The organism is Bradyrhizobium sp. 33ap4 (assembly GCF_032654765.1).
GTDB lineage: Bacteria > Pseudomonadota > Alphaproteobacteria > Rhizobiales > Xanthobacteraceae > Bradyrhizobium > Bradyrhizobium australafricanum.
In genome coordinates, this window is record NZ_JAUMTJ010000054.1 from 1 (window position 1) to 26334 (window position 26334).

The window sequence follows — 26334 nt, forward strand, 5'->3', positions numbered from 1 at the left end:
CTAGTGTGCTTTATGAATGCGAAGTTCGTGAAAGTGGCTGCCGCGAAATCGCACGAACTTCGCATTCAGCACACTAGTCCCCGTCCGTCAGGGGACGATCACCACTCGGATTGCGATCTGTTTGGCGCGATCGCTGTTCACCACCAGTATGGCCACCGCCACGCCTCATAGAGGCGCCACGACGACACCAGGGGCGGGGCGTATGGATCGACCCGGTCGTCTTCAGGGCGATATTGATATCGTGGAACAATATAATAGTCCCACGGAGTTGGCCTTATCACGGGCGTCGGGATAATGACCCTCCTTGGTTCATGAACGACTTGTGCCTTCCGCGCCCGGGCTTCAGCACCAGACGTCCCGAGGTTGCACAGCACGAGGGCCGCTCCGAGAGCGCACGCGACGGTCATTATCTTCATGCATCGGCCTCCTTTGCCTGAGAGTGCAAAAGGACTCAAAGCAAGGCAAGCTAATTCGCTCTCGGCCGGCTTGAATGACTGCTTGTGGACCGTAGCCGACCTTTGCTCAGAAGGGCCGCGCGGAAGCCGGAGCCCGCCCCCATGATCGATATGAGTACGCGCCCCGGTTCGGCTCTAACTCGACAAGGTCTCAGTAGTCCCAGAACACCGGCACCCAACGGAAGGCGTCACCCTCGACCGCGACATGTCCGACGGACGGGAACGGCATATGCGTGGCAACCAGCAACTCGCGGTTCGCCGCCAGTTCCCGCAACAGACTGATCCGGGCGCGGGCCGCCTCTTCGGGATCGTGTTCGAAGCCATTGTGCCATTCGGGGTGCTCGAACCCGACCGCGAACACGAGGTCACCGGCGAATGTCAGCCGGTCGCCGCCGGACGCCAGACGAACGACGCTGTGGCCGGGAGTGTGGCCGCCGCTGCGACGGACGACCACTCCGGGCGCCACCTCGTGCTCCTCGTCGAACAGCCGCAGCTGGCTCTGGTATTCCTTCCTGAACCGCTTGGCCGTCGCACGAAGCGCGTCGGGGAAACCCGGCGGCATCGAGACGCGGGAGAAATCGGGCGCCTCCCAGAACTTGACCTCGGCAGCCGCCACATGGATCCGCAGGTCCGGACGCAGCCGATCCTTCACGCCCTCGACGAGCAGCCCGCCAACGTGGTCCATGTGCATGTGGGTCAGCACCACGTCGGTCACGGACCCAAGATCGATGCCGGCCGCCTCCAGTCGCTTGACCGTCTGCCCGGCCTTCGGCAGGTGCAGGTCCGGGTCCGACCCCAGCCCGGCGTCGACGAGGATGGTTTTCCGGCCGCTTCGCACCACGACCACGTTCAGCGCCCAGTCGAACGCGTCCGGCGGCAGGAACATGTCGTCCAGCCAGGCCGCGCGGACGGCCGGCTCGGCATTGTGCGCCAGCATCTTGGTCGGCAGCGGCAGCACCCCGTCGCTGACGACCAGCACGTCGATCTCGCCGATCTTCAGCGCGTAGCGCGATGGCACCAACTCGTTTGGCCCCGGCTGACCGGCGTGCGAGACATTGTCGAGGTTCATGCTTGCTGAGTATTGCGGATCATCTGGTTCATCGTTGAAAACTCCTGCGTTCGATCCTGATGTTCGATCCCGGCGGGCCGCATTGTTTCCGCCCGTGGATTGGACATGGTGGTGATCTAACGGATCGGGTGGGGCGCCGCCCCAGAGCGGTTGCCGTCGCTGTAGAGCGATTGCTGCCAACGCATGCGGGCCGCCGCACGCGAGCGCTGGGGACGAAACGGGAGGCAGCAGGCCATCGCCATGCCCCTAGCCACGTGCGAGACTTCGGATTGGCGAAGCCGGTTCAACCCAGGACTAATACCTCCTCGTCGAGACCCCGGAATACGAACGTTCGGAGCAATTCATGGCCAAGCATCGGATCTATACAACGAGCTTCGCAAGCGTTTACCCGCTCTATGTCGCGAAAGCGGAGAAGAAGGGACGCACCAAAGCGGAGGTTGATCAGGTGATCTCCTGGTTGACCGGCTACGGTTCGAAGGAGCTGGAAGCTCAGTTGGAAAAACAAACCGACTTCGAAACGTTCTTCGCAAAGGCGCCTGAAATGAATCCATCGCGGGCCTTGATCAAGGGCATGGTGTGCGGTGTCAGGGTTGAGGAAATCAAAGAGCCGACCATGCGGGAAATTCGTTACCTGGATAAACTGATCGATGAGCTGGCGCGTGGAAAGGCCATGGATAAAATTTTGCGGAGGGAATGACGCCTGATCGACTGGATTCCGTTCGCTCGGCGAGGCGACACCGGACGCTGGTGCGTCGCCCGCAATGACGAAAGGACCGGGGAGGGCCGCTACCACTGAGTTGCCCGACGGCGCAAGCCTTCGCAGCAAAAATATTTCGCTTTATCCGAAGCGTGGCTCGGTGTATGGTCTGCCCGTCTCACCCGACACGAGGGGCGCTTCGCGGTCGTCACGAACGTGGGTCGAGATGCGGTGGACGCCGATTGCGCAGTTGACGAACGTGCATGAGGCGGACGGTGAAGTCGTGTGGTCCTGACGCCCTAGCGGCAGGTGTCTTTTCCGATTGCGCAGTGCGCGTTGCGAAGACGGTGACAACCAAGCCCAGTCTCGCCGGGGAGAGCACGAAGTAAGCCGTAGCCCATCGCGCAGGGAAAGCCGGGTTGTTTCCGGTTACACCTGTGGTCCTACCCCCGAGCTTTCTACCCATTGCTCGGGGCCCATGGGTGCGATCGGCACCCGGCTTTCCCTGCGCCCTCTGATTGAGGTGAGGGCGGAACAAGATGCAAAGCTCGGACGCAATGCGCCGCGAGACTGCGGAAGCATGAGCCACACGTGGTCCAACACATTCAGTGTCGTCTTGGCGAAAGCCAGGACCCATTACCCCAAATGAGACTTGTTGCGCGATGCTGGGGCAACGACCTCGTTCACAATCAAATGCGGTGGTGATGGGTCCCGGCTTTCGCCAGGACGACAACGAAGAGTCACATCTGCAAGATTTGCCGCGGCGTATGGATCTCTGTTTTCGCAGGGCGACAGCCGGCAAGAAACACGCGCAGCATTCGCGCCCGGCGAACCCGCCATTGCCAAACCTCGCATTGACCTCATTGCCTTGGCCGGGCACAGCGTGCGGGCGGTGTCATTGAACGGTCGCAAGAGCCGAAGGGGATACCGCCGCATCGAATTTTGCAGTGCAGCAATGGTGCAATTGGCCCCTGCTAAAGGGGCAATGGCAATCGTCTTTGCTTGTCTGTAATGGTGCGACCGGATGTCTCGGGGCCGGTATTCGCGCTCCGCAATTACGCGGGAGGAAACATGCGTAAACTCATATTGGCTGCGGCGTCGATCGCGGCTTTGACCTTTGTCGGGCCTGCGGCGGCGCAGTCGCCGATCGTTCTCAAATTCAGCCACGTGGTGGCCTCGGATACGCCGAAGGGCAAGGCGGCCGACAAGTTCAAGGAACTCGCCGAGAAGTACACCGGCGGCAAGGTGAAGGTCGAGGTCTACCCGAACTCGACGCTTTACAAGGACAAGGAAGAGCTCGAGGCGCTGCAGCTCGGCGCGGTGCAGATGCTGGCGCCGTCAAACTCGAAGTTCGGCCCGATCGGCATCAAGGAATTCGAAGTCTTCGATCTGCCCTACATCCTGCCCGACCTGAAGTCGCTGCGGAAGGTCACCGACGGGCCGCTCGGCGCCCAGCTGCTCAAGAAGCTGGATTCCAAGGGCATGACCGGTCTCGCCTATTGGGACAACGGCTTCAAGCAGATGAGCGCGAACAAGAAGCTGGTCGCGCCCGCCGACTACAAGGGGCTCAAGTTCCGCATCCAGTCGTCGAAGGTGCTGGAAGCCCAGTTCCGCGCGCTCGGCGCGATCCCGCAGGTGATGGCATTCTCCGACGTCTACCAGGCGCTGCAGACCGGCGTGGTCGACGGCCAGGAGAACACCTGGTCGAACATCTACACCCAGAAAATGCATGAGGTGCAGAAGTACGCCACCGTCACTAATCACGGCTACATCGGCTACGTCGTGGTCGTGAACAAGAAGTTCTGGGACGGCCTGCCGGCCGATATCCGCGAGCAGCTCTCCAAGGCAATGAAGGAAGCCACCGAGTTCGGCAACAGCCAGTCGGCCAAGGAAAACGACGACGCGCTCGCCGAGATCAAGAAGGCCGGCAAGACCGAGATCGTCGCGTTGACGCCGGAGCAGGACGAGGCGATGCGCAAGGCAATGATGCCGGTCTACAAGGACGTTGCCTCGCGCGTCGGCCAGCCGCTGATCGACGAATTCCTCAAGGAAACCGGCCGCAGCCCGATGAACTAGCTGCGATGCTTCGCCGCTGAGGCGATGCCAGACGAGCTCCCTCTCCCGGTTCTTGCAGGGAGAGGGTTGGGGTGAGGGGCCTTCTCCGCGAACGCGGCTCCAGATGTGCTCGCGGAAGCTCCCCCTCACCGGAAATTCAAGCTGCGCTTGAATTTCGACCTCTCCCCGCACGCGGGGCGAGGTAGATCGGAGGCAGCTCCGATCGACGGCAACAGTCACGCGGGACTTGAACCGCAAACATAGTGAACGCCGCGGCCGCGTGAGGTCGCGGCCAGGGTGCCGTGGCCGGTTGCCGCATCAGGCCATGACAGGGGAGATCAATGCTGCTTAAAATTCTGGACCGGCTCGAGGAAATCATCATCGCGAGCCTGATGGGGGCCGCGACGCTGCTGACCTTCGTCACGGTCGTGCACCGTTTTCTGGTCGACGTTCCCGTGCTCTATCCGTACCTGTTCGGCATCAATCTCGCCTGGTCGCAGGAACTCTGCATCTACATGTTCATCTGGATGGCGAAGTTCGGCGCCGCCTATGGCGTGCGCGCCGGCGTCCATGTCGGCGTCGACGTCCTGATCAACCGCCTCAACGATTTCTGGCGCAAGCGCACCATCACCTTCGGCCTGCTCGGCGGCGCGCTATTCACAGGGATCGTCGGCACCATGGGTGCCAAATTCGTGTTCGAATTGATGCATACCGACCAGGTCTCGCCGGATCTCGAGATCCCGAGCTGGATCGTCTACGCCTGCATCCCGCTCGGCTCCTATCTGATGTGCTTCCGCTTCCTGCAGGTGTGCTGGAATTACTGGTGGACCGACGACCTGCCGCACCATGACGCCTCCCATGTCGATGGCGTCGAGACCAGCAAGACCGCGCCCGTCGCGCTTGGAGAAGCGTGATGAGCGCCGCACTTATTTTCGGACTGCTGTTTGCCCTGATGCTGACGGGCATGCCGATCTCGATTTCGCTCGGCCTTACCGTGCTCACCTTCCTGTTCACCATGACCGAGGTGCCGATCGAGAGCGTCGGCCTGAAGCTGTTTTCGGGCCTCGACAATTTCGGCATCATGGCGATCCCGTTCTTCATCCTGGCGGGCACCTTCCTGACCCGCGGCGGCGTCGCGCGGCGCATGATCGCGTTCACCACCTCGCTGGTCGGACATCTGCCCGGCGGCCTTGGGCTGGCCGGCGTCGCGGCCTGCGCGATGTTCGCGGCGATCTCGGGCTCGAGCGTCGCCACCGTGGTTGCTATCGGCTCGATCATGATGCCGGCGATGGTCGATCACGGCTATCCGAAGCGGTTCGGCGTCGGCGTGATCTCGACCTCGGGCGCGCTCGGCATCCTGGTGCCGCCCTCGATCATCCTGGTGCTCTACGGCGTCTCCACCAACACCTCGATCGGCGCGCTGTTCATGGCCGGCATCGTGCCGGGCGTCGTGCTCGCGCTGATGCTGGCGGCGGTGACTTTCTTCGTCGCACAGCGCAACGGCTATCCGAAGATGCCACGCGCGACCATCGGCCAGCAGTTCACGGCGTTCCGCGAAAGCATCTGGGGCCTGCTGCTGATCGTGATCGTGCTCGGCGGCATCTATGGCGGCATCTTCACGCCGACCGAAGCCGCAGCGGTCGCCGCGACCTACGCCTTCTTCATCACCGTATTCGTCTACAAGGAGCTGAAGCTCTCCGAGGTGCCGAAGGTGCTGCTGCAGGCGGCGAGCATGAGCTCGATGCTGCTCTACATCATCACCAACGCGGTGCTGTTCTCGTTCCTGATGACGCACGAGCAGATCCCGCAGGAGATGGCGGCCTGGATCATCGACAAGAACTTCTCGGTCTGGATGTTCCTGCTCGTCGTCAACATCATCCTGCTGCTCGCCGGCAACGTGATGGATCCGTCGTCGATCCTCCTGATCATGGCGCCGATCCTGTTTCCGCTGGCGACCAAGCTCGGCGTGCACCCGGTGCATCTCGGCATCCTGATGATCGTCAACACCGAGGTCGGGCTGTGCCACCCGCCGGTCGGGCTCAACCTCTACATTGCGAGCAGTATCGCCAAGATGGGCATCAGCGAGATCACCATCTCGGTGTTGCCATGGCTGTGCGCGATGCTGGTGTTCCTCGGCCTGATCACCTACGTGCCGGAGATCTCGCTGTGGCTGCCGCGCTTGCTCGGCATGATCTAGCGCAAACAACAGACATCCAAAGCGCGACCTCGCGCCTTGGATGTTTCTGCGGTGCAATGAAAGCGGATTACATCTTGGTAACAGAGCTCTCTCTGTCCAATCCGTAAGTTGAAGGCGCGGGCGGGCGGCATCATCTTCGAGCAACCTTCAAAGGAGGTTCGTATGAAGAAAGTTCTGCTCGCCGGCATCGCGGCGCTCACGATTGCCGGTTCGACCGCGGTCTATGCCCAGCATCGTCCCTGGTTCCACGGCCATATGCGGATGAGCCCCGAGGATCGGGCCGCCTTCCTCGACGCGCGGATCGCCGCCGTCCACGCCGGGCTGAAGCTCAACGCCGATCAGGAGAAGCTGTGGCCGCCGGTTGAGGCCGCGGTGCGCGACTTCGCGAAGATGCGGCTCGATCGTGCCAATGCGCGGATGGCCGCCGAGAAGACCGATGCGGACAAGTCGCAGAAGCCGGATGATCCGGTCGCTCGCCTGCGCGAGCGCGCCGGCAACATGGCGGCGACCGCGACGTCGCTGACGAAGATCGCCGATGCCGCCGACCCGCTCTACAAGACGCTCGACGACAACCAGAAGCGGCGGCTGAGCATGCTGACCCATATGGAAGGGCGCGGCTTCGGCGCCGAAGGCTGGCGCCGCCACCGCCTAGAGCGCGGCATGGACCGCTGGGAGCGCGGCGGCCGCGGCTTCGATCACGACCGTTTCGACCGCGACGATGGCCCTGATCAGGAGCGCTCCGGCCGGCTCTGAGCGCTGTCCGCCGGCACCCTCGCCAAGTCTATGAAAGGCCGCCGGATTCCGGCGGCCTTTCGGTTGTCAGAAAGTCGGGAAAACTTGCTTGAGCTTGCTGGACATCGGGGAATCGCTTTGCTAAACGACCGCTCTCTTGCGAGGGTCATTTCCGGACAAGTTCCGGGCGCATAGCTCAGTTGGTAGAGCAGCTGACTCTTAATCAGCGGGTCCCAGGTTCGAGCCCTGGTGCGCCCACCAAGCTTTTCAATAGCTTAGGTTAGCCCTCGTAGTTGTCATTCCGACAAACGGCCGCGTCTATTCCGACAAACCGGCTGCTTTTGTTCGCTTCTCGCGGCGCTTCCGGGTCCCCGAGATCAGCTGTTTACGGGTCCGCTTTGCATAGATCGGCAATTGCCGTGCAGACCTGTGGCGGCCGGCTGCGCGCAGTTCCGCGTCGGTCAGGTCGCTGTCGGCACCCTCGGTGAAGCCGCCGTGGCGGAACGAGGTGAATGAAAGCTCGGATCAAATGCCGGCCGCGGCGACAATGTCCTTCACGACGCTGCGCAGGTAGCGGAGGTCCGTGCGCTCAGTATCCACGGTGGCGGAGTACGCGACTTGCGGTGCGCGTGATCGCGCCTGAAGACCAGACCCGAAACCGTGACCTGCTTGATGGCATTGAGCTCGGCCATCAGTTCGGGGAAAAGTGATTCGCCCGATCATCGAAAAGCGGCCACCAGGCTTCCTCGCCGTTTCTTCGGATGCACGAACTTCACGCTATTGGGCCGCTCCTTGGGGCGGTAGTGCGAAATCTCAAAAGCTCCGACGACATGCTCCTCGCTCTGCAACCACTCCGTCAGCCCGTGAGACCGCCAGCTGTCGAAGGCCGGCAGAAGAACGTACTCGGCGCGCTCAACGGCCGCATTGTAGTTCTCACCGAGTCCCTTCGCCTTGACGTGACACCCTTGCGCACGTGCCCACGTTGGAGGCTCGAAGAAGTAGGCCCATCGGCCGTTGCGCAACGGCTTTCGCCTGCAATACCGAGGCAATCTCAGAGCGGTCTTGGGAGGTTTCGTACTAGCGCCCGAAGAGAGCCTGCGCGAGCGCGACGACTTACAGGCCGACGTTCCGCTGGCCGAGGCGGTGTCCCGCCTGCGGGCGAGGGCCCGGCCGGGCACCCTTGCGGCCGAAGCATGCGACGGTCGGGGCTTCGGTGGGTGTTGCCCCAAGTAAGCGTTTCGAGCATCTGCGCGATGAGCACCATGCCCAACCTCTCATGACCCAATTCCCTGGCATTCTCCCGCGAGCAAAATCAATCGCATCTGACGGAGCGAATGATCGGGTCGTTTTGCGCAAAATGCGCAATAGGTCTTGAATACTGCGCGATATGAGCATATATGGCCACCGTTTGCTCGTTTTTATAGCAAAACGCGCAAAATGATCGGAAGTGCGCGGTGTGCGGGAGGACAACAGAAATGCAGGTTCCAATTAAGCGGGCGATCGAGAGCGTGCCGGGCGGGATGATGGTGGTCCCTCTGTTGGTCGGGGCGCTTATTGCGACCTTCTTTCCCGATACCCCGAAGTTTTTTGGCTCATTCACCGGCGCACTGTTCTCTGGCGCGCTGACAATTCTCGCCGTGTTCTACGTTTGCATGGGCGCGAGCATCGACTTCCGCGCGACCCCCTATATTGTGAAGAAGGGCGGCACCCTGCTGATCGTGAAGGTTGGCGTGGCCGTTGTCCTCGGCCTGATCTTCGGCCGCATTTTGGGAGAGACTCCGGTCGCAGCTGGCATGTTCGCGGGTGTCTCGACGCTCGCGATCGTCGCCGCCATGAACGACACCAATGGCGGTCTCTATATGGCGTTGATGGGCCAATATGGACGTCCGCGTGACGTCGGCGCCTATACCGTCATGTCGCTGGAGAGCGGTCCTTTCCTCACCATGATCACTTTGGGCGTCGCCGGCCTCTCGGCATTTCCATGGCAGACCCTCGTGGGCGCTATCCTGCCTCTGGTGGTGGGTATGATCATCGGCAATCTCGACAGAGAGATGCGCGACTTCCTGAGCCGCGCGGTGCCTGTGATGATCCCGTTCTTCGCCTTCGCGCTCGGCGCCGGCCTCGATCTGTCGAAGGTTTGGCAGGCCGGCCTGCTCGGCCTCGGCATGGGAGTGGCCGTGGTGGTTGTGACCGGCATTCCGCTGTTCCTCGCCGATCGCATCACTGGCGGGAATGGTGTCGCGGGTGTTGCGGCGGCCTCGACGGCCGGTAATGCGGCGGCCGTCCCGGCGATTGTCGCCGCGGCGAATCCAGCCTATGCGGACGCGGCGCGGCCGGCGACTATCCTCGTCGCGGCGTGCGTCGTGGTTACCGCAATCCTCGTGCCGATCGTCACCGCCTGGACAGCCCGCTTTGTTGGTCGCGACGTCGAGGAGCCTGCAGAAGAGAACAACGTGGCTTCTGCCGGCAAGATGACCCCCGCGGCGCGCTCGGTTGTCACTGAGGCAAGTCACTGAGGCAAAGTCACTGAAGCAGGTCGCTGAAGATGGCCCCTAAAGCGTTTTCGAGCGAAGTGGATACCGGTTCGCGTCAAGAAAACGCGTCAAGCCAAAGCTGGCTGATCGTCGCTGACGATCTCACCGGTGCCGCGGACTGTGCGATCGCCTTCGGCAGAAGGGGGCGTGCGGCTGCGGTGACGTGGGGTGAGGTGACCGACGCGTCGGGCTACCAGCTGCCCGTCCTGGCCTACGATGCCGCGAGTCGAGGCCTTTCGGCCGAGGCCGCTGCAGCCCGCCATGCCGATGTGCTGGCGCGCCTTTGCGAAGACGGACGTATTCTTTTCAAGAAGATTGACTCGACGCTGCGGGGGCAACCTGCAGCGGAGACTGCCGCCGCGCTTGCGCATCTCAAGTCACGGTCGGGTCCGGCCCTTGGCGTGTTCGCGCCGGCCTTTCCGGCCACCGGCCGGACCACCATCGACGGGCGTATCCTGGTCAGAGGCCGCCCCCTCGAGGAGGCCGAGGTCTGGCACCGCGACCACACCTACCCGAATGCCGATCTTGTCGACGTTCTCGCGACCGCGGGCGTTCGCGGTGAGAAGGTCAAGCTCGCTGCCGTGCGCGGTGGCGATCTCAAAGCCACGTTCGCGAGGCTCGCCTGGGAGGGCGACGTGGTCGCGGCCTGTGACGCCGAGACTGAACACGATCTGCGTTTGATCGCGGAGGCGAGCCTGCATGCATCGCCCGCAACGTTCTTCATCGGCAGCGCCGGCCTCGCGCATGCGCTGGCCGGCCTCGAAGTCAGCCATGCCGTCGAGCCGCTGCGCATTCCCACGAGCGCATCCGGCACCCTGATCGTGGTGGGCTCGCTCGCCGGCGCATCTCGCGCCGCCGCGCGCGAGCTGGAGGCGACCGGCACCGTGGCGCATTTCCCGGTCGCGCCGGAAACGCTGCTCAACGATGGTGCCGGCCGGGCGGCGCTCGCCGCGGACGTGATGAAACGACTTGCCGGCGGCGGCGATACACTGGTTGAGATCATGATGGATGATCACCCCGACATGTCGCTCGGCCCGCAGCTCGCCAAGGGGCTCGCCGACGCTCTTGAGGCCGTCGCACCCGCGATCGGCGCCTTCGCTGCGACCGGCGGCGAAACCGCCGCGGCGATGCTGTCGCGCTTCGGTGTCAACGGTATCCGTCTTGCCGACGAAATCGAGCCGGGCGTATCGCTCGGCCTTACTCTTGGCCGATTGTCTGTTCCGATCGCCACCAAAGCGGGCGCGTTCGGTGACGAGAACAGCCTCATCCGCATCAGCGAGCGGCTTCGCGCCGTCCGAACCAGAGGAAGTTTCATATGACTCGTCCGACCATTGCGATCACCATGGGAGATCCGGCCGGTATCGGGCCCGAGGTGATCATGAAGGCGCTGGCGCAGCCGCAGGTGCGGGCGATCTGCAATGCGCTGGTGATCGGCGACTCCAACCGTCTGCGCAAGGCCGGTCAGATCGTCGGCGTGCCGCTTGAGGTCGATGCGTTGAGCGACGCGAAGCAGGCGAATTTTGCGTCGAAGGCCGTGCAGTGCGTTGACCTGAAGCTGGTGCCGGACGATCTGCCGTTCGGCAAGGTGTCGGCGACGGCAGGTGAGGCGGCATATCGCTACATCGAGAAAGCCGTGCAGGTGGTGCAGGCAGGGCTCGCGCAGGGCATCTGCACCGCGCCGCTTTCCAAGGAAGCGCTGCATGCGGCCGGCCACAAATATCCCGGCCATACCGAGCTCCTGGCGCATCTGACCGGCACGCCGGAAGTATCGATGATGCTGGTGTCGCCGAAACTCCGCGTCATTCACGTGACCACGCATATCGGCCTGCTCGATGCGATCGAGAAGATCGAGCCCGGCCTCGTCGAGCGTGTCATCGCACGCGGGCATGACGTGCTGGTGCGCGCCGGCGTCGCCAATCCGAAGATCGGCGTCTGCGCCATCAATCCGCATGCCGGCGAGAACGGGTTGTTCGGTCGCGGCGAGGAAGCCGCGAAGATCGCGCCGGCCGTGGAAGCCTGTCAGCGCAAGGGCTGGGACGTGCACGGCCCCCTGCCTGCCGACACGCTGTTCTTCCTGGCCGGCCGCGGCGACTACGACATGGTGGTCGCGATGTATCACGATCAGGGCCATGGACCCATCAAGGTGCTGGGGCTGGAAGCCGGTGTGAACATCACTGTTGGTCTGCCGGTGATCCGCACCTCGGTCGATCACGGGACCGCCTTCGACATCGCGGGCAAGGGCATCGCCGACGAGCGCAGCCTGATCGAAGCGCTGCGGCAGGCGGTCGATCTCGCGCCGAAGAAGGCGGCTTGAGGGGGCTGCCCGGGCTCCTCAGGATGAGGAGCGAGATGCGCGTTAAGCGCAGACATTGCGCGGCCGATGCATCGTGGTATCCATCGGCCGTGCCGCGAAGCCGATACGGTCGAGCTCGGCTGACGGCAATGAATCCGGGGGCTGAGGTTCGATGTCGATGCGCAGCAAGGAGCGTCACGCTCGTCTGTTGGAAGCACTGAACGCGGGAGAGATCGATGTCGACGATCTCGCGCGGCGCTTCGACGTTTCCGCTTCCACCGTGCGGCGCGACTTGCAGCATCTTTCCAAGAACAATGCCGTGCGCCGCACCTATGGCGGCGCCATTCTCACCGCCCACGCGAACGAGACGACGCTCGAGCAGCGCCTCGCGGTTCAGGGCAAACAGAAGCAGGCGATCGCGCGCGCGGCGATCGATCTGATCGAGGATGGCGACACGCTGATTCTCGATGCCGGCTCGACGGTCGCAGCCTTCGGCCGACTGCTGCAGCATCGGCGGCTGCGCATCATCACCAACAATCTTGCGCTGCTGCCCTTCTTCGCCAAGGCTCCGAGCATAGAGCTTGTGGTGTTGGGCGGCGCGCTGCGCACCACCAGCATGAGCACCATGGGGCCGCTCGCCAATGAGGCGTTGCGGCGCATGACCGCGGACCGCGCCGTCATGAGCGCCGACGGCGTGGTGAATGGCCGTGGCCTGTGCGAAGCGGATCTCGAACAGGTCGCACTGAAGTCGCTGATGATGCAGCAGTCGAAGGAAGTCATCGTTCTCGCCGACGCCAGCAAGCTCGGCCGCGCCGAACAGATGGCCTGGGCGCCGCTGCCGCCGCGCTGGACTCTGGTGACTGATGTCGGCGCATCTGAGGAGCAGTGCAAGCGTCTCGCTGACGCGGGAGCGCGCGTGATCGTTGCCGGCGTTCGCTGAGCCGGCATCGCAATTTTTCGCGTGATCGGAGAAAAATATCGACCGAGGCGGGGTTGCGGTAAGGAATCGCTGAACCGGGGCGCAATGCCGTCAACTTGAATCGCCATATGCTAGGTGGCGATCACCAAACGAGGTTCGCCATGGCGTGCAAGTCTTGGAGTGGTTCTTGGAACGGCACTTGGATCGGCTCTTGGATCAGCCGGCTTGGCGCGCCGCTCGTCGCTTTTGCTTTGACCGTCGCGCCGCTGGCTTCGCCGGTGCACGCCGTTGAGGACGCTCGCAAGGTGAGCGTGGTGTCGTTCGGCCTTTTCGGCGATCAGGGCGTGTTTAGAAGCGAGGCGACCGGCGCAGCACAGGTCGTAGCGGGTCGTTTCGGGAGCGGCCCAGTCAACGTGCAATTCAATTCGAAGAAAGGCGGAGGTGCAACGATTGAAGGCCTGGCTAAGTCCTTGCAGGCGGCGGCCAATGGGATGGACGCCGAGAATGATGTTCTGTTCTTGATTCTCACCTCGCACGGCTCCCCCGACGGGCTTGCAATCAAAGCCGGGCGGCTTACGCAAACGCTCACGCCGTCCCATCTCGCCGCCATGTTGGGGCGGACCGGCATGCGATACAAGGTGGTGGTCATCTCTGCCTGTTATTCCGGGGTCTTTATCCCTCGTCTCGCGAACCCCGATACGTTGGTCATCACCGCGGCCGATGCCGACCATTCATCGTTCGGCTGTAGGGACAAAGCCAAGTGGACCTACTTCGGCAACGCCTTTTTCAATATCGCACTCCGGCAAGCCAGAAGCCTGAAGAACGCCTTTGTCGTTGCACGCTCGCTCGTCCAGCAGCGAGAACTGCGCGCTCGCTTCGAGCCGTCGAATCCCCTGATGGCAGGCGGCGCAAACGTGCAGCCGTTGCTCATTGCGCGTCCTTGAGGACCGGCCGCGTTTGCGGCCGGCGCCGGTGGGTGCCGTCAACCTCGTCCATGTTGATCTGGTCACCGCATCGCGCCGCATGTCTGCTACGGGCCCCTTAGCGGACTTGATTGGCGTTATGGCTGACTTCCGCTTTGCCGGAGATAGCCGACTTCACCGCCAAAGGGAGAGACTGCTTCTGTCGGTGCCTCTCCGTCGGCCGAAGGCGAGGATCGTGGATGGCACTGTCACGTTCACTCATCAGCAGGTGAGCTTGCCTGACGCCGTTGCGAACTTTGGTGTGAACGAAAACAGCACGTATCTGGTGCGGTTTCTGGTGCGGTCGTCGCGCTGCGGGCAACGAGAACGAAGTGAGTCTATTGATCTCATTGGTGGGCCCGGCAGGACTCGAACCTGCAACCAGACCGTTATGAGCGGTGGGACAATCGTCGCCGCTGTTAAGTTTCCTGCCTTTTCGTCGAATTCGACCACGTTCGCCGCCCTTCGTGCGAGTTGTTATTGGCGCGAAACTGGTGCGGATTGTCTGTAGTCGAATCTTGGACCAGGACGTTGCGTTCTGTAGGTGATAACGTGAGAACGCACTCAAGCCCAGCGATCGACGGCAAGCGACCTCCATACGGCAGCGTGCCGGCAGATCGCCGCGGCCGGCCAAGGTCAGCCTCATAATGCAGGCTATGGGAAGTAATCAAAAGCGGTTCATGACAAGCCAGGCGAAACATAACGTGAGTTTCTGGGAGCGTCTAAAGACAGAGGCATCTGCTGAGTGGCGCGCCTACACCGAGCATCCCTTCACGAACGGATTGGCAGACGGCTCGCTCGCCGAACCGGCATTTCGTTATTATCTTGCTCAGGATTACTTGTTCCTCATCGAGTTCGCGCGCGCCTACGCACTCTCGGTCTACAAATCGCCCAAGCTTGCCGACATGCGTGAAGCAGCGGCCGGTCTTTCGGCCATCCTTGATGTCGAGATGAACCTTCATGTGACACTCTGTGCCGGTTGGGGTCTGTCCCCAAGCGACCTTGAACAGACCCCTCCGGCGGCCGAGATGCTAGCCTATACTCGCTACGTGCTGGATGCTGGAATGCGCGGCGATCTGCTGGCACTCAAGGTGGCGCTGGCCCCATGCGTGATCGGGTACGCGGAGATCGCGAAGCGGCTGGCTGCACAACCCGATGCGAACGCTGCGACGAACCCCTATCGCGTGTGGATTGCCGAGTACGCTGGTGCGCCATACCAAGAGGTCGCGGCGAAAGCGGGAGCACACTTGGAACGTCTCGCTGATCTCTACGCCACCCCGGCCCGCGAGGCAGAGCTGATTGCGATCTTCAAGGAAGCTACTCGTCTCGAGGCAGACTTCTGGGAGATGGGCTGGCGCGCGGGCCAGCGTGTCGAATAGCGCTTCGGAAACTGTCATGCTTATAACCTGAAGGTCATCGGTTCGAATTTGTTGGCAAAGCTATCCGCAGATTTGGTCTCAATTGGGCTCTCTTTGATGATTTTGGTGGGTCCGGCAGGACTCGAACCTGCAACCAGACCGTTATGAGCGGCAGAATAGCGATCAGCTTCGTCGCCTTTGCCGCGCATTCGGTCGCTTCTGCTCGCGTTTGTTACGTTTTGATGATGTCGCTCCCGCTTTGGTCGCCAGCCAGCGATCAGTCAAAACGTCTCGGTAACCTTGCTCAGGCGAGGGGGACGATCCGGGTCAAATCCGCGCGCGCATGCCGCCTGCTCGATCATCCGGTAGGCCGGAACGAGCATGGTGATCGGGTCGGTGGCGGGGTCATCCTCGACCAACCAAGGCAGCGAGCCATGCGGTCCGCCGCAGAGATGCAGCGCGATCTTTTGCTCGCGCAATTCCTCTGCCAGTGCGTCCACCGTGGCCGCCGTTTCATCCATGAGGCGCATCATGACAACTGGCGTGCGCGACGATAGCGCGGCACGTGGCCCATGCTGCAGCTCGGCGGCGCTCAGTCCGATGGAGGGCAGGCGCATGATTTCCGAAAGCTTGAGCGCGATCTCCCTCGCCGAGCCCAGGCCCAGGCCCCGAGCCGCCACAAACACAGCTGATGCCTTGACGAGATCATCGGCAATCTCCGACCAGTCGAGCGCCAGCGCGCGGTGCAGGCGCTCGGGCAGCCGGTCGAGGGCTGACCGCAGCGCACGATCTTGCGCCAGCTCGGCAACCAGTCCGGCACTGGCGGCCATCGAGCCGATCACGGTCTTCGTGGCCGCTACGGAGTGTTCTTGGCCGGCTTCGATCGGAACGACGAATTCCGCTTCGTCAGCCACCGGCGACGACGTCGCATTGACGATGGCAATCGTGCGTGCGCCCGAGGCTCGTGCCGACCTGGTCGCTGCGACGAGATCCGGGCTGCGCCCCGATTGCGAGATTACGATGAACAGCGCATCGCGGAGCATCAAAGGTGTGCGAAATGCCGTGATCACCGAGGGAGCACTTGCTGAAACGGGAAGGCGAAGCCGCGTCTCGACAAGATACCTCAAGAAAACCCCGGCATGCCCGGAGCTTCCCCGACCACACACGACGCACAAAGGGGCGGAGTCAATCCCAATCCGCTGTGCGATGTCGCGCATGGCGGGTCGGCTGCGAACAATGTTAGCGACAACATCCGCGCTTTCCCCGATTTCGCTCGCCATCGCGGATGTCGTCACGGCTCAACCACTCCGCCTCGCCCGCGTCCCGCCGCTCCCTTTGGGAGTCGGTCACGATGCGAGTCACGATTCTTGGCAAGCTCGACAAACACTTGCCGAAGATTGCCGTCACAGTTCTCCAGAACGGTCTCCGCATCAACCCTGTCGACACCGAGCGCCAGAAGGACTGCAATCTTGATGTCTCCCTCGGCCTGCTCGAGCGAGCGTGCCGCGTGCGACGGATTACAGCGCGCGATTTGCGCCACCATGGCCTCGGCGCGCCGCTTCAGCTTGGCATTGGTCGGCGGCATGTTCACCATCATGCCGCGATATACCCGGCCAAGGCGCAGCATGATCCCTGAGGAGATCAGGTTGAGCACGACCTTCTGCGCGGTGCCCGCCTTCATCCGCGTGGAGCCGGCGATCAGCTCTCGGCCGGTCTCGACCAGGATCGGAAACTTTGCCAATGCCAGCAGTGCGGTGCCGGGATTGTTGGCGACACCAATCGTTACCGCATCGAAAGACCCTGCCTGCTGCAGCGCCGCGACCGTGAACGGCGTTGTGCCGCTGGCGGCTACCGCAATCACCACGTCGTGCGGCGTGAGCCGTGCGGCGCTGATCTGCGTGACTGCATCATCGACATCGTCCTCCGCGCCCTCGATGCTGGTGACGAACGCGCTGTCACCGCCGGCAACGACGAAGCGGACGCGCTCGCGGGGCCAAGCGAAGGTCGGCGTCAGCTCGGCGCCGTCCTGGACCGCCACGCGGCCTGACGTGCCAGCGCCGATATATACAATGCGCCCGCGGTCGCCCAGCACCGTCTTGGCCGCTTCGGCTGCCGCGGTGATCGCGGGAAGGGCATGGCCGATCGCGGCGACCGCCGCAAGCTGGCCCTCCCACATCGCTTCCATCGCTGACGTCAGCGACCATGCATCAAGGTCGGCAAATCTGGGATCGACTTCTTCGGTGGCCATATCGGTGATCCAAGCACCATCAAACGCGGAACTTCGAAGCCTGTTCATGGTCAGTTTCTCTCTTGGGCGGGTCCAGCTTGCGCAGGTCGAGCCGCCCTCGGGCCACAAGCAGCGCGCCGGCCGCTGCGTCGGCGTCAGGACGCCTCAGGCGAGCGCGCAGGTCAGGCGTTAGCCAGGGCGTAATCGCATCCGCGAGCCCGCCCACCAGCGCGAGCCGGTCAATTCCTTTAGCCAGGAACAGATCAAGCAGATCGCCAATGGCATCGGCCGCGCGTTCGACAATGCGGCGGCCGACCGGATCGCCCTGATTGGCATGCCGCATCACGGTCGGCGCGAACGCGGCGTAGTCGGTGGCCCGGGCTTCTTCAGACCACGCCACGGCCTGATAAGGATCTTGATCGAATGCGCCCAGCACCTCTGCAAGCAATGGTGTCAGCTCGCCGCGGCGATCCGCGGCCCGCAGCGCCAGTCGAACGACCTGCAGGCCAATGTCGGCGCCGCTGCCTTCGTCCGAGACCGGGAAGCCGTAACCGGCGATGCGGATCTCGCTGCCGCCAATCAGGCCAACACCCACCGAGCCCGTGCCGGCCACCACGATGGCCCCGTCCGCGCCGCTATGGGCGCCGACACAGGCAGCTAGGCCATCGCTGATGAAGATAACGGACGCAAAGGGATGCGGGATCTCTTTGAGCGCCGCTTCCGCGCCCCGGCGACCAATGCCGGCGAGGCCAATTCCGGCGTGCATCCGCGCGAAATCCTCGCGCGTCAGTTCGGACTGTGCGGCCGCCGCTTCGGTGGCCTCCATGATGGACCGCCAGGCCCTGTCGAAGCCAATCCGGGTCGTGGCAGGCCCCGAGCTTGCTTCACCGAGTACCCTGCCGTTTTCGTCCTCGATCCGGGCGCGGCAGCGGGTTCCGCCCCCATCGATGCCGAGATAGGTGGTACCTTTTGTTTCCATGAGAAGTTAACGCAAGGATTTAGCTCCGGGTCCCTGAAGCCCGTTGTGTACATATTGGGACCTGTACAACACGGGACTCGCCTCACGAGTCCGTGATTGCCATTCTCGGATCAGCACTTATGGGCCAAGCTGGGTCTTCCGTGGTTTTCTCGATTGCTGCGCAGCACATCTTTGACGGTGCCGACATGCGCGGGCCGGGGTTGGTCAGGATATCGCAGGGGCGGATCGAAGGCATTACCGAGGAAGCGCGCGCCTCGATCCACCTTCCCCGAGATGCGATACTTGCACCCGGATTCGTCGATGTTCAGGTGAACGGAGGCGGCGGCGTTCTTCTCAACGACCAGCCAACGGAGGCCGGCGTTCGCCGCATCGTCGAGGCGCACCGCAAGACCGGCACCACGGGCTGTTTGCCGACCCTCATCACCGATCGAAGCGAGGTCATCGAACGATTGGCTGTAGCAGCTCAGGCGTGCCTCGAAATTCCTGGCGTGCTCGGCTTTCATCTGGAAGGTCCGGCCCTCAACAGGTCTCGCAAGGGCATTCATCCGGAAGCCGAGATACGCGTGCCCGATCGGCGCGATCTCGCCGCCATCAAAAGCTTCGGGGACCGCGGTCGCTCCATGGTGACCTTGGCCCCGGAATGCGTGCCCGCGTCCATGATCGATGAATTGATCGGCGCCGGATTGCGTATCGCGGCCGGCCACAGCGACGCCACCGCAGCCGAAATCGGGCAGGCGGTCGATCGCGGTGTCTCGGGGGTGACCCATCTGTTCAATGCCATGTCGCAGTTGAACGCCCGAGAGCCGGGCTTGGTGGGCGCCGCGCTGGGAGATGACCGGTTGTTTGCAGGGATCATCTGCGACGGCATCCACGTTGACCGCGTCGGCTTGCGTGTTGCCTTGCGCTGCAAGGGACGCGATCGATTGATGCTGGTTACCGATGCCATGCCATTGGCGGGCACGAGCGACCGGCAATTCCTGCTACAGGGAAGGGAGATCACGTTGCACGACAATCGCCTGACTGACCGGGATGGCACGCTCGCGGGCGCTCACCTCACCATGATCGAGGCGGTGCGCAACGCTGTTGCGCTTATCGGAATCTCCCTTGTCGATGCTCTTATCATGGCTTCCCGGACGCCCGCAGCATTTCTAGGCCTTGGGTCCGAGCTTGGACGGATCGCGCCCGGATACCGCGCGGATCTTGTCGCCTTTAATCCGAACTTTGAGGTCATTGGTACATGGATAGGCGGTGTTGGTTCGATGGGCGAGGCGAACAAGGCTTCCGAGCGAGGTTAGATGCGCAACCAGCCCATCGTCGTGCAGAAATACGGTGGTGCCTGCCTTGAAACACCGGCGAAGATTCGCGCGGTTGCGCGCAGTCTCGCCGGACCTGCACGGCAGTGGGAAAGGCACCTCTGACCGGGAAAAATGCGCCTTGTCCCTTCATCCTTCCAAGTAAGCTGTTGCAATCGCAGCAAATGCGAACGCCCTCCGAGCGCACCATAATTCCAGAGCGGGGATGCGACGTCGCTATTGGCTTCACACTGGCCGAGCATCCGGCTTGAGAATTGGTGAGAAATTGCGCGAAGTCACTTGCTACCATAAGGCGCGCGTTGCGCTGGTTAGTCAATGTTGCTGACGGTAATTCCCCGGAATTGCTGGCGCGCCAAACCCGGTCTGGGATACCTCATTCAACGCACCCGGTTCTTGTCAAGTCAACGTCCGCCCTGCATTCGCATCGAACATATTTGGAGATGATCATGCGTAGCATAGCCTTGATGATTGCATTCGTGATCTCGTTTACCGCACCGGCGTTAGCTCAAAAAGCCGAGATCGAGGCCATCAATGCGAAATGGATTGAATTGTTCAACAAGGGCGACTTCTCGGGAGTTGCGTCACTCTACAGCACGGATGCGACCGCATTCCCGCCAGGTACCGCGATGGTTCACGGCCGATCAGCCATCGAGGCAATGTGGAAAAGCATGGCGGAACAAGTTGGCGATCCGAAGCTCGCAACCCTTGACGTTAAGCCCCTTGGCCCAACCGCGGCGCGCGAGATTGGGACGTTCGCCCTCAAGACCAAGGGACCGACACCGAAGGATGTGACTGGAAAGTATGTCGTGGTTTGGGAGAAGGTCGGCGATGATTGGAAGCTGACCACCGACATCTGGAACGAGGGCAACTAGGCAACTCTGTTCATTGCTGTGCTTCGCGCTTACGTTGAGTTGGCTGATGCACGGTCGAAGGCGCGCGCGATCGGGGCCCCATGGCATCGCTTGGCAGCGCCCAGCTTTCGCCGGAGCCAATGTGTTAAACTGGCTGAGATGTCTCGCGATCGGTGCTTCCATTTGCAGATGTGCCTTCGCAGGTCTCTGCAATGTGCTACCCTTATCCCTATTGGCCATAGGTATACCATGACAGGTATTGCAGAGTGGCTGGCATCGATCGGTTTGGGAGAGTACGCCGATCGTTTCGCAGAGAACGCTATCGACCTCTCGGTCGTCGGCGATCTCACGGAGCAGGACCTCAAGGACCTCGGCGTCCTGCTTGGGCACCGGCGCAAGATGCTGCGCGCGATTGCGGCACTTGAGGATGATGTCGCTGCATCGGACCAAGCGGCTGCCAAACCAGCGCCGCGAGACGGCGCCGAGCGGCGCCAAATCACGGTCATGTTTTGCGATCTGGTGGGCTCGTCCGCACTTTCGGCCCGGCTGGACCCGGAGGACTTGCGCTCGATAATCGGCGACTATCACGCCTGCATCGCTGAGGTTATCGCCCGGAGTGAGGGCGTTATCGCGCGCTACATGGGGGATGGCGTGCTTGCCTATTTCGGCTACCCCCTGGCGCACGAGGACGATGCCGAGCAGGCGACACGTGCGGGGCTGTCACTGGTCGATGCCGTGGCCAACCTTCAGACAGATATCGCCACCAAGCTGCAGGTTCGCGTTGGCATCGCTACCGGTATGGTCGTCGTGGGCGATCTGATCGGCGAAGGCGCCGCCAAGGAGCAGGCGGTGATCGGTGAGACACCGAATCTGGCTGCTCGTCTGCAGCAGTTCGCCGAGCCCGGTACGGTGCTGATCTCCGAGAGTACGCGCCAGCTCACCGAAGGATATTTCGAATACTGCGATCTTGGCTCGATCGCGCTGAAAGGATGGGCGGAGCCAATACCTGCCTGGCAGGTGCTCGGGACGACTGGAGTCGAAAGCCGCTTTGAGGCTCAGCACAGGACTCGATTGACGCCCTTGATCGGGCGAGACGAGGAGATCGAGCTGCTGTTGCGGCGCTGGCAGCACGCCTCTTCGGGCGAAGGTTGCGTAGTGGTTCTAACTGGAGAGCCAGGTATCGGTAAGTCGCACATCGCGCTGGCGCTTCAAGAGCGGCTCCAAGCCGAACCACACATTACGGTCCGCCATTTCTGCTCCGCGCACCATACCAACAGTGCGTTGTATCCGTTCATCGACAATCTCGAACGTGCTGCCCGTTTCGAAAGAGGTGAAGCGCCGACGGAGAAGTTTGCCAAGCTTGAAGCTCTGCTGTTGCGGTCTGGCGCCGACGCAGATCGTGTGGTGCCGGCTCTAGCAAACCTTCTGTCGCTACCGGTCAGTGACCGCTACCAGCTGCCTGAGCTCAGTCCGCAGAAACGCAAGGAGATGACGTTGGCGGCATTCTCGGCTCAGCTCGAAGCGTTGGCGGCGCGGCAGCCAGTGTTCATCATCTTTGAGGATGCCCATTGGTCGGACCCGACTTCGATGGAGCTGCTCACGATTACACTGGAAAAGGTACCACGACTCCGAGTGCTGCTGCTCATCACCGCGAGACCAGAGTTCACGCCGCCCTGGCCTGGTCATGCACATGTGACGACCGTCTCGCTTACACGGCTGAACCGGCGCAACGGGGCGGCCTTGATCGAGCGCGTCACGGCAGGCAAGACGCTCCCGGAGGAGGTCTTGGACCAAATCCTCGCTCGCACCGACGGCGTGCCCCTGTTCGTCGAGGAACTGACCAAGGCGGTGCTCGAAACCGGCTTGCTGCAGGAGCGAGACGACCATTACGTGGTCAGCGGTCCGCTACCCTCGTTGGCGATTCCAACGACATTGAACGCATCGCTGATGGCTAGGCTCGACCGATTGGCCCCCGTGAAGGAAGTTGCTCAGATCGGCGCCGTTGTGGGGCGCGAGTTCTCGTACGAACTGCTGAGCGTGGTCGCCAAGCTGCCAAGGCAACGGCTTGAGGAGGCGCTTGCCCAGTTGGTTCAGGCGGAGTTGATATTCTGCCGAGGCGAGATACCCCGGGCGGTCTACACCTTCAAGCATGCGCTCGTGCGGGACGCTGCCGAAGCGGGACTTCTGAAGAGCCGACGTGCAGCGCTGCATGCCGCCGTCGCCAACGCTTTCGAGCAACGATTCCCGGAAATTGTGGAGTCTCAACCCGAGACTCTCGCACTCCACCTTACCGAGGCGGGATTGTTCGAAAAGGCGGGAGAATATTGGCTCCAGGCAGGCAAGAAAGCGGCCATGCGCTCCGCCAACCTCGAAGCGATCGCACACTTGCGCAAAGGCATTGAGGTCTCGGCCCATTTGGCCGACGGTGCGCTTAAAGACCGGCTGGAGCTTGATTTCCAGTACGCGCTCGGGCCCTGCCTCATTGCCACCCAGGGGCCGGCCTCGCCCCAGGCGGTGGCGACCTTTGCGCGAGCGCGCGAGCTGTGCCAGCGGCTCGGAGATCCCCCCGAGCGACTACAAATCATGTTTTGGTTGACCACCGCGAGCGTCATTCGCGGCGAGTTGCCGGTCGCCGAGGAAATGATCTCGGTGTTGCTCGATCTTGCGGAGGGTCGGGGTGATCGACCAACGTTGCTCAACGCGATGCGTGGGCAAGGGATGATACGCCTTTTCATGGGAAATCTCGTAGGTGCCCAGGAGGTGATCGAACGGGCCTTCGAAGCGTTCGAAGCGAGCAGCGAGCATGATAGATTGGCGGCGCGTGCTGCCGGCCAGGATGCGGGTGTGGCCGACCTGGCTCTGATGTCATGGGCGCTCTGGCTGCAGGGCCGTGCTGATACGGCACTCGCGCGTGTAAATGCCGCCCTTCAGCGTGCCGACGTCATCAGTCATCCGCATTCGCAGGCCTATGGATGCTATTATGCATCCATTCTCCACGCTCTTCGGGGTGACTTCCGAAAGGCACACCGTTATGCCGATCGTTGTCTCGCCTTGTCGGAAGAACTCGGATTCCGGCAGTGGCGAGGATTGGCTCGCGCCATCCGGGGGATAAGCGCCACCTTCCTTGATCCTTCGTTCGCCGCGCTCGAGGAAATCCGTACGGCGATGAACGAATATCGCGGCGCGGGCTATCAGCTTGGCATCACAGCACTGTATGTGCTCCTGAGTGCCGCTCTGTTGTCGAGCCATCAAAGCGAAGCCGCGCTCGAACTGATTGAGCAGGGTCTCGCTACAACCGGCCGCAATAGCGAACGGATATTTGAGGCCGAGCTGTATCGATTGAAGGCACGCGTATTGCTCGTCCGCGATGCACCGGAGGCCAGCACCGATGCACGATCACTGCTCGATCACGCATTGACAACTGCGAAAAGTCAGCGCGCCAAGGCCCTTGAACTTCGAGTAGCAGTTGACCTCGCCAACTTGTGGATCGATCAGGGCAGAACCAGCGAAGCGCTCGACCAGCTCGTGCCCATCTACGGCTGGTTCGTCGAGGGTCTTGAAACGCAGGATCTGAAGCAGGCAAAGGCATTACTCGACCGACTGCAGTAATTGCGCCTCGACTTGCGGATATTGGAGCTTGGCTCAGCAGGTCGGCCTCAAGGCTGCTTTACCTTGCCGTTACGCAGCCCGCCTTCGACATTCGTGATATGCCTCCTTAACCTCTCGCCATCCCGCCTCATCGCTTTCCGCAGGATTCTCATTTATGAAATGTGGCCCGTCATGCGGCGGACGTTTTTCGTGGTCGTAGTATGCCTTGATTGCTTGTTCAGCAGCGATCCTTCCCAACTGTCTCCCGCTGTCCAGGTTGCTGTGGTTCCATTTGAAACTGATGTGCCCCGGCACATGAATCTCGACGATTGTGCCCTTCCACGGATGCTCTCCGGATTTTGGCTTGTCGTACCGCACGTGGTATTTGAAGAGCTTGACGTCATCTTCGCCAACGGTCGCTGCGAACAATTGGCAGAGATTGGCCAGGGCATCGTGAAGGTTTTCCGGTTTGCGGACTTGCTTTGAATCGACGATCCTGCTCACCCATATCTCGTCCAGCTCATCGCCCGGCTTATGATGCTCCTGGAGCAAGCTCTCGAAGTTGACCGTATCGACCAGTGCTCCTTCGCAGTAGGTAACTCCGTCGATCTCTACGGTTTCTTCCACGAAGGGAAGGGCTGAACACGCACATAAGCTGGATGCGCTGATAGGCACTTTGTACTCTTTCCCGTCGACCTTCTTGTTCTCATCGACCTTCTTGGGCATCGGGCGGTTGGAAAACAACGCGAGTTTATGCTCATCGAGATTCCAGGCGTTGTGGAATATGAATGGCTTTTCGGGTCTTCCCAGCGCGTCGAAATTTATGCTCTTCATAAACTGGCTGTGTGGATAGTTGATCCTGGAGAGGCCGGTGACTTGGGACAGATACATCATTGACGTGAGATAACGAACGAAAGGATTTGGGGCCAGCACCTGATTAAGAACCCATCTGTTTACGTCTCCCTCATCCGGGCTTGTGAACTTCTTCCCGCCGTCCGTGTCGGGCTGTTGAGCGAACCAGAGCGACATGGATTCCCTGAAGGCATTCGCGACCCTGTTTGGGTCCCACAAATCCTTATAGGTATTGGGATCTGCGACGAAGTTGGTCAGAGCCTTGCCGATGCTTTCCCAATCCGGGCCGAACACCGTATTTATGGGAAAGCGCCTATAGCTTTCGTCGTCTCGAAACACGCCATTCTTGAAGAATTGATGGGTCTGTTTCGCCCTGTCTTTATTGTCAACGTTGTCAAACTGATTGTAGACGATCCCAACCCAGGCGCCGATGCAGGACAATGCCCACACGTCAAAGGTTACACCTGCGTTGGCAAGAGCTTCCAGAACTCCAATGTGCAGCCCTGCCGCCGGACCACCACCGCCGAGCGTAATCGCCCTCTTCACCATTGGTTCCTCCATCAAATTTTTTGCATGGCTTATTCTCTGATCAAGTTTCTGAACCGCGTAAAAGTAAAAGACTGGTCGTTCGCTGGGTCCGCGGGCTTTCGGCCGCACCGAATGCCGTTGAATCCAACTCGACAACTCATTGATCGCAGCGTTGCGAAACACGATACGTGCGACGGAACGGTGGACGTCGAGGTTCGGCGCCTTCTCGAGCCTGCTGATCGCACTGGGCGCACGCCGGCCAAGAGCTCGAGCAAGCATATCGCGGTCTGGCCCGCCCATTTGTGAACCAATTCACGGAAGATATTTATCGCTGATGTTAGTAGGGGAGATGTTGTCCAATTGTGGCTTTCGCTTCTGGCCCATCGCGACATATTGCGCTGCCGCACGAACCTGGTCGCTATAGGAGCAAAGCGGACGTAGTAAGCTCAATCTCTTCAGACAGACGGGTCGTGTTCGGCGTAGCAAGCAGTGGTCGGTTGGTTCGACGCCAGGGGAAAAAGAGATACCTCCCTTATCTGCCGTGTTTGGGATCCTGTCCCGCCGAGGTGAAAGCTCAAGTATGACGACCGGCTTCCGGCTTACTTCTTTGGCCGAGGGGCCGCGCGGAAGATAAAGCACGTCCAGCCTGTCGCAGACGTTGGCCAGACTGTTCCCGGTGACTCCGAATTCCTCGGCCGGCCGGATCATTCACCTAGCCATTGATG

At 61.7% G+C, this 26334-nt stretch carries 20 protein-coding genes, 1 tRNA gene and 1 pseudogene; 15 read left to right on the forward strand and 7 right to left on the reverse strand.

Annotation, left to right across the window (positions count from 1 at the left end; genetic code table 11):
• Positions 1 to 606 precede the first annotated feature (606 nt).
• A pseudogene (locus Q2M23_RS32640) lies at positions 607 to 1556 on the reverse strand (MBL fold metallo-hydrolase).
• Between the two features lie 311 nt (positions 1557 to 1867).
• Between Q2M23_RS32640 and Q2M23_RS32645 the strand changes: the two are divergent.
• The 6 genes from Q2M23_RS32645 (at position 1868) to Q2M23_RS32670 (ending at position 7466) form a co-directional block, all read left to right on the forward strand.
• Positions 1868 to 2221 carry a DUF2200 domain-containing protein gene (locus tag Q2M23_RS32645; RefSeq protein ID WP_057020632.1) on the forward strand — a complete coding sequence of 118 codons (354 nt, stop codon included), beginning with the start codon at positions 1868 to 1870 and terminating at the stop codon, positions 2219 to 2221.
• Between the two features lie 1071 nt (positions 2222 to 3292).
• Positions 3293 to 4297 (forward strand): TRAP transporter substrate-binding protein, encoded by a 1005-nt coding sequence (locus Q2M23_RS32650; RefSeq protein WP_028342401.1) that lies wholly within the window; start codon positions 3293 to 3295, stop codon positions 4295 to 4297.
• Positions 4298 to 4617: 320 nt separating this feature from the next.
• On the forward strand, positions 4618 to 5190 hold the full coding sequence (locus Q2M23_RS32655) for a TRAP transporter small permease (RefSeq protein WP_057020631.1): 573 nt from the start codon (positions 4618 to 4620) through the stop codon (positions 5188 to 5190).
• The gene (locus Q2M23_RS32660; RefSeq protein ID WP_092090549.1) at positions 5190 to 6473 is read left to right on the forward strand and encodes a TRAP transporter large permease; all 1284 of its coding nucleotides are present in this window, start codon (positions 5190 to 5192) and stop codon (positions 6471 to 6473) included. The genes Q2M23_RS32655 and Q2M23_RS32660 overlap by 1 nt, the downstream gene beginning before the upstream one ends.
• A 162-nt stretch (positions 6474 to 6635) precedes the next feature.
• Positions 6636 to 7226: a Spy/CpxP family protein refolding chaperone gene (locus tag Q2M23_RS32665; RefSeq protein WP_028332421.1), complete on the forward strand. Its 591-nt coding sequence runs from the start codon at positions 6636 to 6638 to the stop codon at positions 7224 to 7226.
• 164 nt (positions 7227 to 7390) lie between these two features.
• Positions 7391 to 7466: transfer RNA gene (locus tag Q2M23_RS32670), tRNA-Lys, on the forward strand.
• A 458-nt stretch (positions 7467 to 7924) separates the two neighbouring features.
• Here the strand turns inward: Q2M23_RS32670 and Q2M23_RS32675 are convergent.
• Complete coding sequence (locus Q2M23_RS32675) at positions 7925 to 8227, reverse strand: hypothetical protein (protein ID WP_316398265.1); 303 nt, start codon at positions 8225 to 8227, stop codon at positions 7925 to 7927.
• A gap of 453 nt (positions 8228 to 8680) precedes the next feature.
• Between Q2M23_RS32675 and Q2M23_RS32680 the strand changes: the two genes are divergently transcribed.
• The 6 genes from Q2M23_RS32680 to tenA all read left to right on the forward strand — a co-directional run bounded on the left by Q2M23_RS32680 (position 8681) and on the right by tenA (position 15292).
• Positions 8681 to 9721, forward strand: a complete 1041-nt coding sequence (locus tag Q2M23_RS32680; protein WP_316398266.1) for a 2-keto-3-deoxygluconate permease — start codon at positions 8681 to 8683, stop codon at positions 9719 to 9721.
• A 29-nt stretch (positions 9722 to 9750) separates the two neighbouring features.
• The gene (locus tag Q2M23_RS32685; protein ID WP_168857131.1) at positions 9751 to 11058 is read left to right on the forward strand and encodes a four-carbon acid sugar kinase family protein; all 1308 of its coding nucleotides are present in this window, start codon (positions 9751 to 9753) and stop codon (positions 11056 to 11058) included.
• Entirely contained in the window at positions 11055 to 12053 is a 999-nt protein-coding gene (gene pdxA / locus Q2M23_RS32690) for a 4-hydroxythreonine-4-phosphate dehydrogenase PdxA (RefSeq protein WP_057020626.1), read from the forward strand. The genes Q2M23_RS32685 and pdxA overlap by 4 nt, the downstream gene beginning before the upstream one ends.
• Positions 12054 to 12204: 151 nt before the next feature.
• Positions 12205 to 12972, forward strand: coding sequence for a DeoR/GlpR family DNA-binding transcription regulator (locus Q2M23_RS32695; RefSeq protein WP_076834264.1), 768 nt, complete (start codon positions 12205 to 12207; stop codon positions 12970 to 12972).
• 140 nt (positions 12973 to 13112) lie between these two features.
• Complete coding sequence (locus Q2M23_RS32700; RefSeq protein ID WP_316398267.1) at positions 13113 to 13895, forward strand: C13 family peptidase; 783 nt, start codon at positions 13113 to 13115, stop codon at positions 13893 to 13895.
• A gap of 722 nt (positions 13896 to 14617) precedes the next feature.
• Entirely contained in the window at positions 14618 to 15292 is a 675-nt protein-coding gene (tenA, locus tag Q2M23_RS32705) for a thiaminase II (RefSeq protein WP_092083090.1), read from the forward strand.
• 20 nt (positions 15293 to 15312) lie between these two features.
• On the opposite strand, the gene Q2M23_RS32710 is transcribed toward tenA, so the two are convergent.
• From Q2M23_RS32710 to Q2M23_RS32725, 4 genes are all read right to left on the reverse strand, one after another.
• Positions 15313 to 15480: a hypothetical protein gene (locus Q2M23_RS32710; RefSeq protein WP_156436544.1), complete on the reverse strand. Its 168-nt coding sequence runs from the start codon at positions 15478 to 15480 to the stop codon at positions 15313 to 15315.
• A 72-nt stretch (positions 15481 to 15552) separates the two neighbouring features.
• Positions 15553 to 16551: an SIS domain-containing protein gene (locus tag Q2M23_RS32715; RefSeq protein ID WP_225648897.1), complete on the reverse strand. Its 999-nt coding sequence runs from the start codon at positions 16549 to 16551 to the stop codon at positions 15553 to 15555.
• Positions 16552 to 16562: 11 nt separating this feature from the next.
• Positions 16563 to 17519, reverse strand: coding sequence for an N-acetylmuramic acid 6-phosphate etherase (locus tag Q2M23_RS32720; RefSeq protein WP_076834258.1), 957 nt, complete (start codon positions 17517 to 17519; stop codon positions 16563 to 16565).
• Between the two features lie 19 nt (positions 17520 to 17538).
• A complete protein-coding gene (locus tag Q2M23_RS32725; RefSeq protein ID WP_057020622.1) occupies positions 17539 to 18477 on the reverse strand; it encodes a BadF/BadG/BcrA/BcrD ATPase family protein in 939 nt (312 codons plus the stop codon).
• Between the two features lie 119 nt (positions 18478 to 18596).
• On the opposite strand from Q2M23_RS32725, the gene nagA reads away from it, so the two are divergent.
• The 3 genes from nagA (at position 18597) to Q2M23_RS32740 (ending at position 24250) form a co-directional block, all read left to right on the forward strand.
• A complete protein-coding gene (gene nagA, locus Q2M23_RS32730) occupies positions 18597 to 19772 on the forward strand; it encodes an N-acetylglucosamine-6-phosphate deacetylase (RefSeq protein ID WP_410469801.1) in 1176 nt (391 codons plus the stop codon).
• 464 nt (positions 19773 to 20236) lie between these two features.
• On the forward strand, positions 20237 to 20662 hold the full coding sequence (locus Q2M23_RS32735; RefSeq protein ID WP_253607656.1) for a YybH family protein: 426 nt from the start codon (positions 20237 to 20239) through the stop codon (positions 20660 to 20662).
• Between the two features lie 228 nt (positions 20663 to 20890).
• Positions 20891 to 24250, forward strand: a complete 3360-nt coding sequence (locus Q2M23_RS32740) for an AAA family ATPase (RefSeq protein WP_316398269.1) — start codon at positions 20891 to 20893, stop codon at positions 24248 to 24250.
• 69 nt (positions 24251 to 24319) lie between these two features.
• Here Q2M23_RS32740 and Q2M23_RS32745 read toward each other — a convergent pair whose 3' ends face one another.
• Positions 24320 to 25630 (reverse strand): patatin-like phospholipase family protein, encoded by a 1311-nt coding sequence (locus tag Q2M23_RS32745; RefSeq protein ID WP_316398270.1) that lies wholly within the window; start codon positions 25628 to 25630, stop codon positions 24320 to 24322.
• Positions 25631 to 26334 lie beyond the last annotated feature (704 nt).

Excerpts from the sequence above, each read along its gene's own strand:
- Q2M23_RS32710 (WP_156436544.1), bottom strand. The coding sequence starts at position 15,480 with ATGCGCGGCAAAGGCGACGAAGCTGATCGCTATTCTGCCGCTCATAAC.
- Q2M23_RS32740 (WP_316398269.1), top strand. The coding sequence starts at position 20,891 with ATGACAGGTATTGCAGAGTGGCTGGCATCGATCGGTTTGGGAGAGTAC.
- pdxA (WP_057020626.1), top strand. The coding sequence starts at position 11,055 with ATGACTCGTCCGACCATTGCGATCACCATGGGAGATCCGGCCGGTATC.
- Q2M23_RS32660 (WP_092090549.1), top strand. The coding sequence starts at position 5,190 with ATGAGCGCCGCACTTATTTTCGGACTGCTGTTTGCCCTGATGCTGACG.
- Q2M23_RS32700 (WP_316398267.1), top strand. The coding sequence starts at position 13,113 with ATGGCGTGCAAGTCTTGGAGTGGTTCTTGGAACGGCACTTGGATCGGC.
- Q2M23_RS32665 (WP_028332421.1), top strand. The coding sequence starts at position 6,636 with ATGAAGAAAGTTCTGCTCGCCGGCATCGCGGCGCTCACGATTGCCGGT.
- Q2M23_RS32645 (WP_057020632.1), top strand. The coding sequence starts at position 1,868 with ATGGCCAAGCATCGGATCTATACAACGAGCTTCGCAAGCGTTTACCCG.
- Q2M23_RS32735 (WP_253607656.1), top strand. The coding sequence starts at position 20,237 with ATGCGTAGCATAGCCTTGATGATTGCATTCGTGATCTCGTTTACCGCA.
- Q2M23_RS32725 (WP_057020622.1), bottom strand. The coding sequence starts at position 18,477 with ATGGAAACAAAAGGTACCACCTATCTCGGCATCGATGGGGGCGGAACC.
- nagA (WP_410469801.1), top strand. The coding sequence starts at position 18,597 with ATGGGCCAAGCTGGGTCTTCCGTGGTTTTCTCGATTGCTGCGCAGCAC.
- Q2M23_RS32680 (WP_316398266.1), top strand. The coding sequence starts at position 8,681 with ATGCAGGTTCCAATTAAGCGGGCGATCGAGAGCGTGCCGGGCGGGATG.
- Q2M23_RS32695 (WP_076834264.1), top strand. The coding sequence starts at position 12,205 with ATGTCGATGCGCAGCAAGGAGCGTCACGCTCGTCTGTTGGAAGCACTG.
- Q2M23_RS32685 (WP_168857131.1), top strand. The coding sequence starts at position 9,751 with ATGGCCCCTAAAGCGTTTTCGAGCGAAGTGGATACCGGTTCGCGTCAA.
- Q2M23_RS32655 (WP_057020631.1), top strand. The coding sequence starts at position 4,618 with ATGCTGCTTAAAATTCTGGACCGGCTCGAGGAAATCATCATCGCGAGC.
- Q2M23_RS32650 (WP_028342401.1), top strand. The coding sequence starts at position 3,293 with ATGCGTAAACTCATATTGGCTGCGGCGTCGATCGCGGCTTTGACCTTT.
- Q2M23_RS32745 (WP_316398270.1), bottom strand. The coding sequence starts at position 25,630 with ATGGTGAAGAGGGCGATTACGCTCGGCGGTGGTGGTCCGGCGGCAGGG.
- Q2M23_RS32715 (WP_225648897.1), bottom strand. The coding sequence starts at position 16,551 with ATGGCGAGCGAAATCGGGGAAAGCGCGGATGTTGTCGCTAACATTGTT.
- Q2M23_RS32720 (WP_076834258.1), bottom strand. The coding sequence starts at position 17,519 with ATGGCCACCGAAGAAGTCGATCCCAGATTTGCCGACCTTGATGCATGG.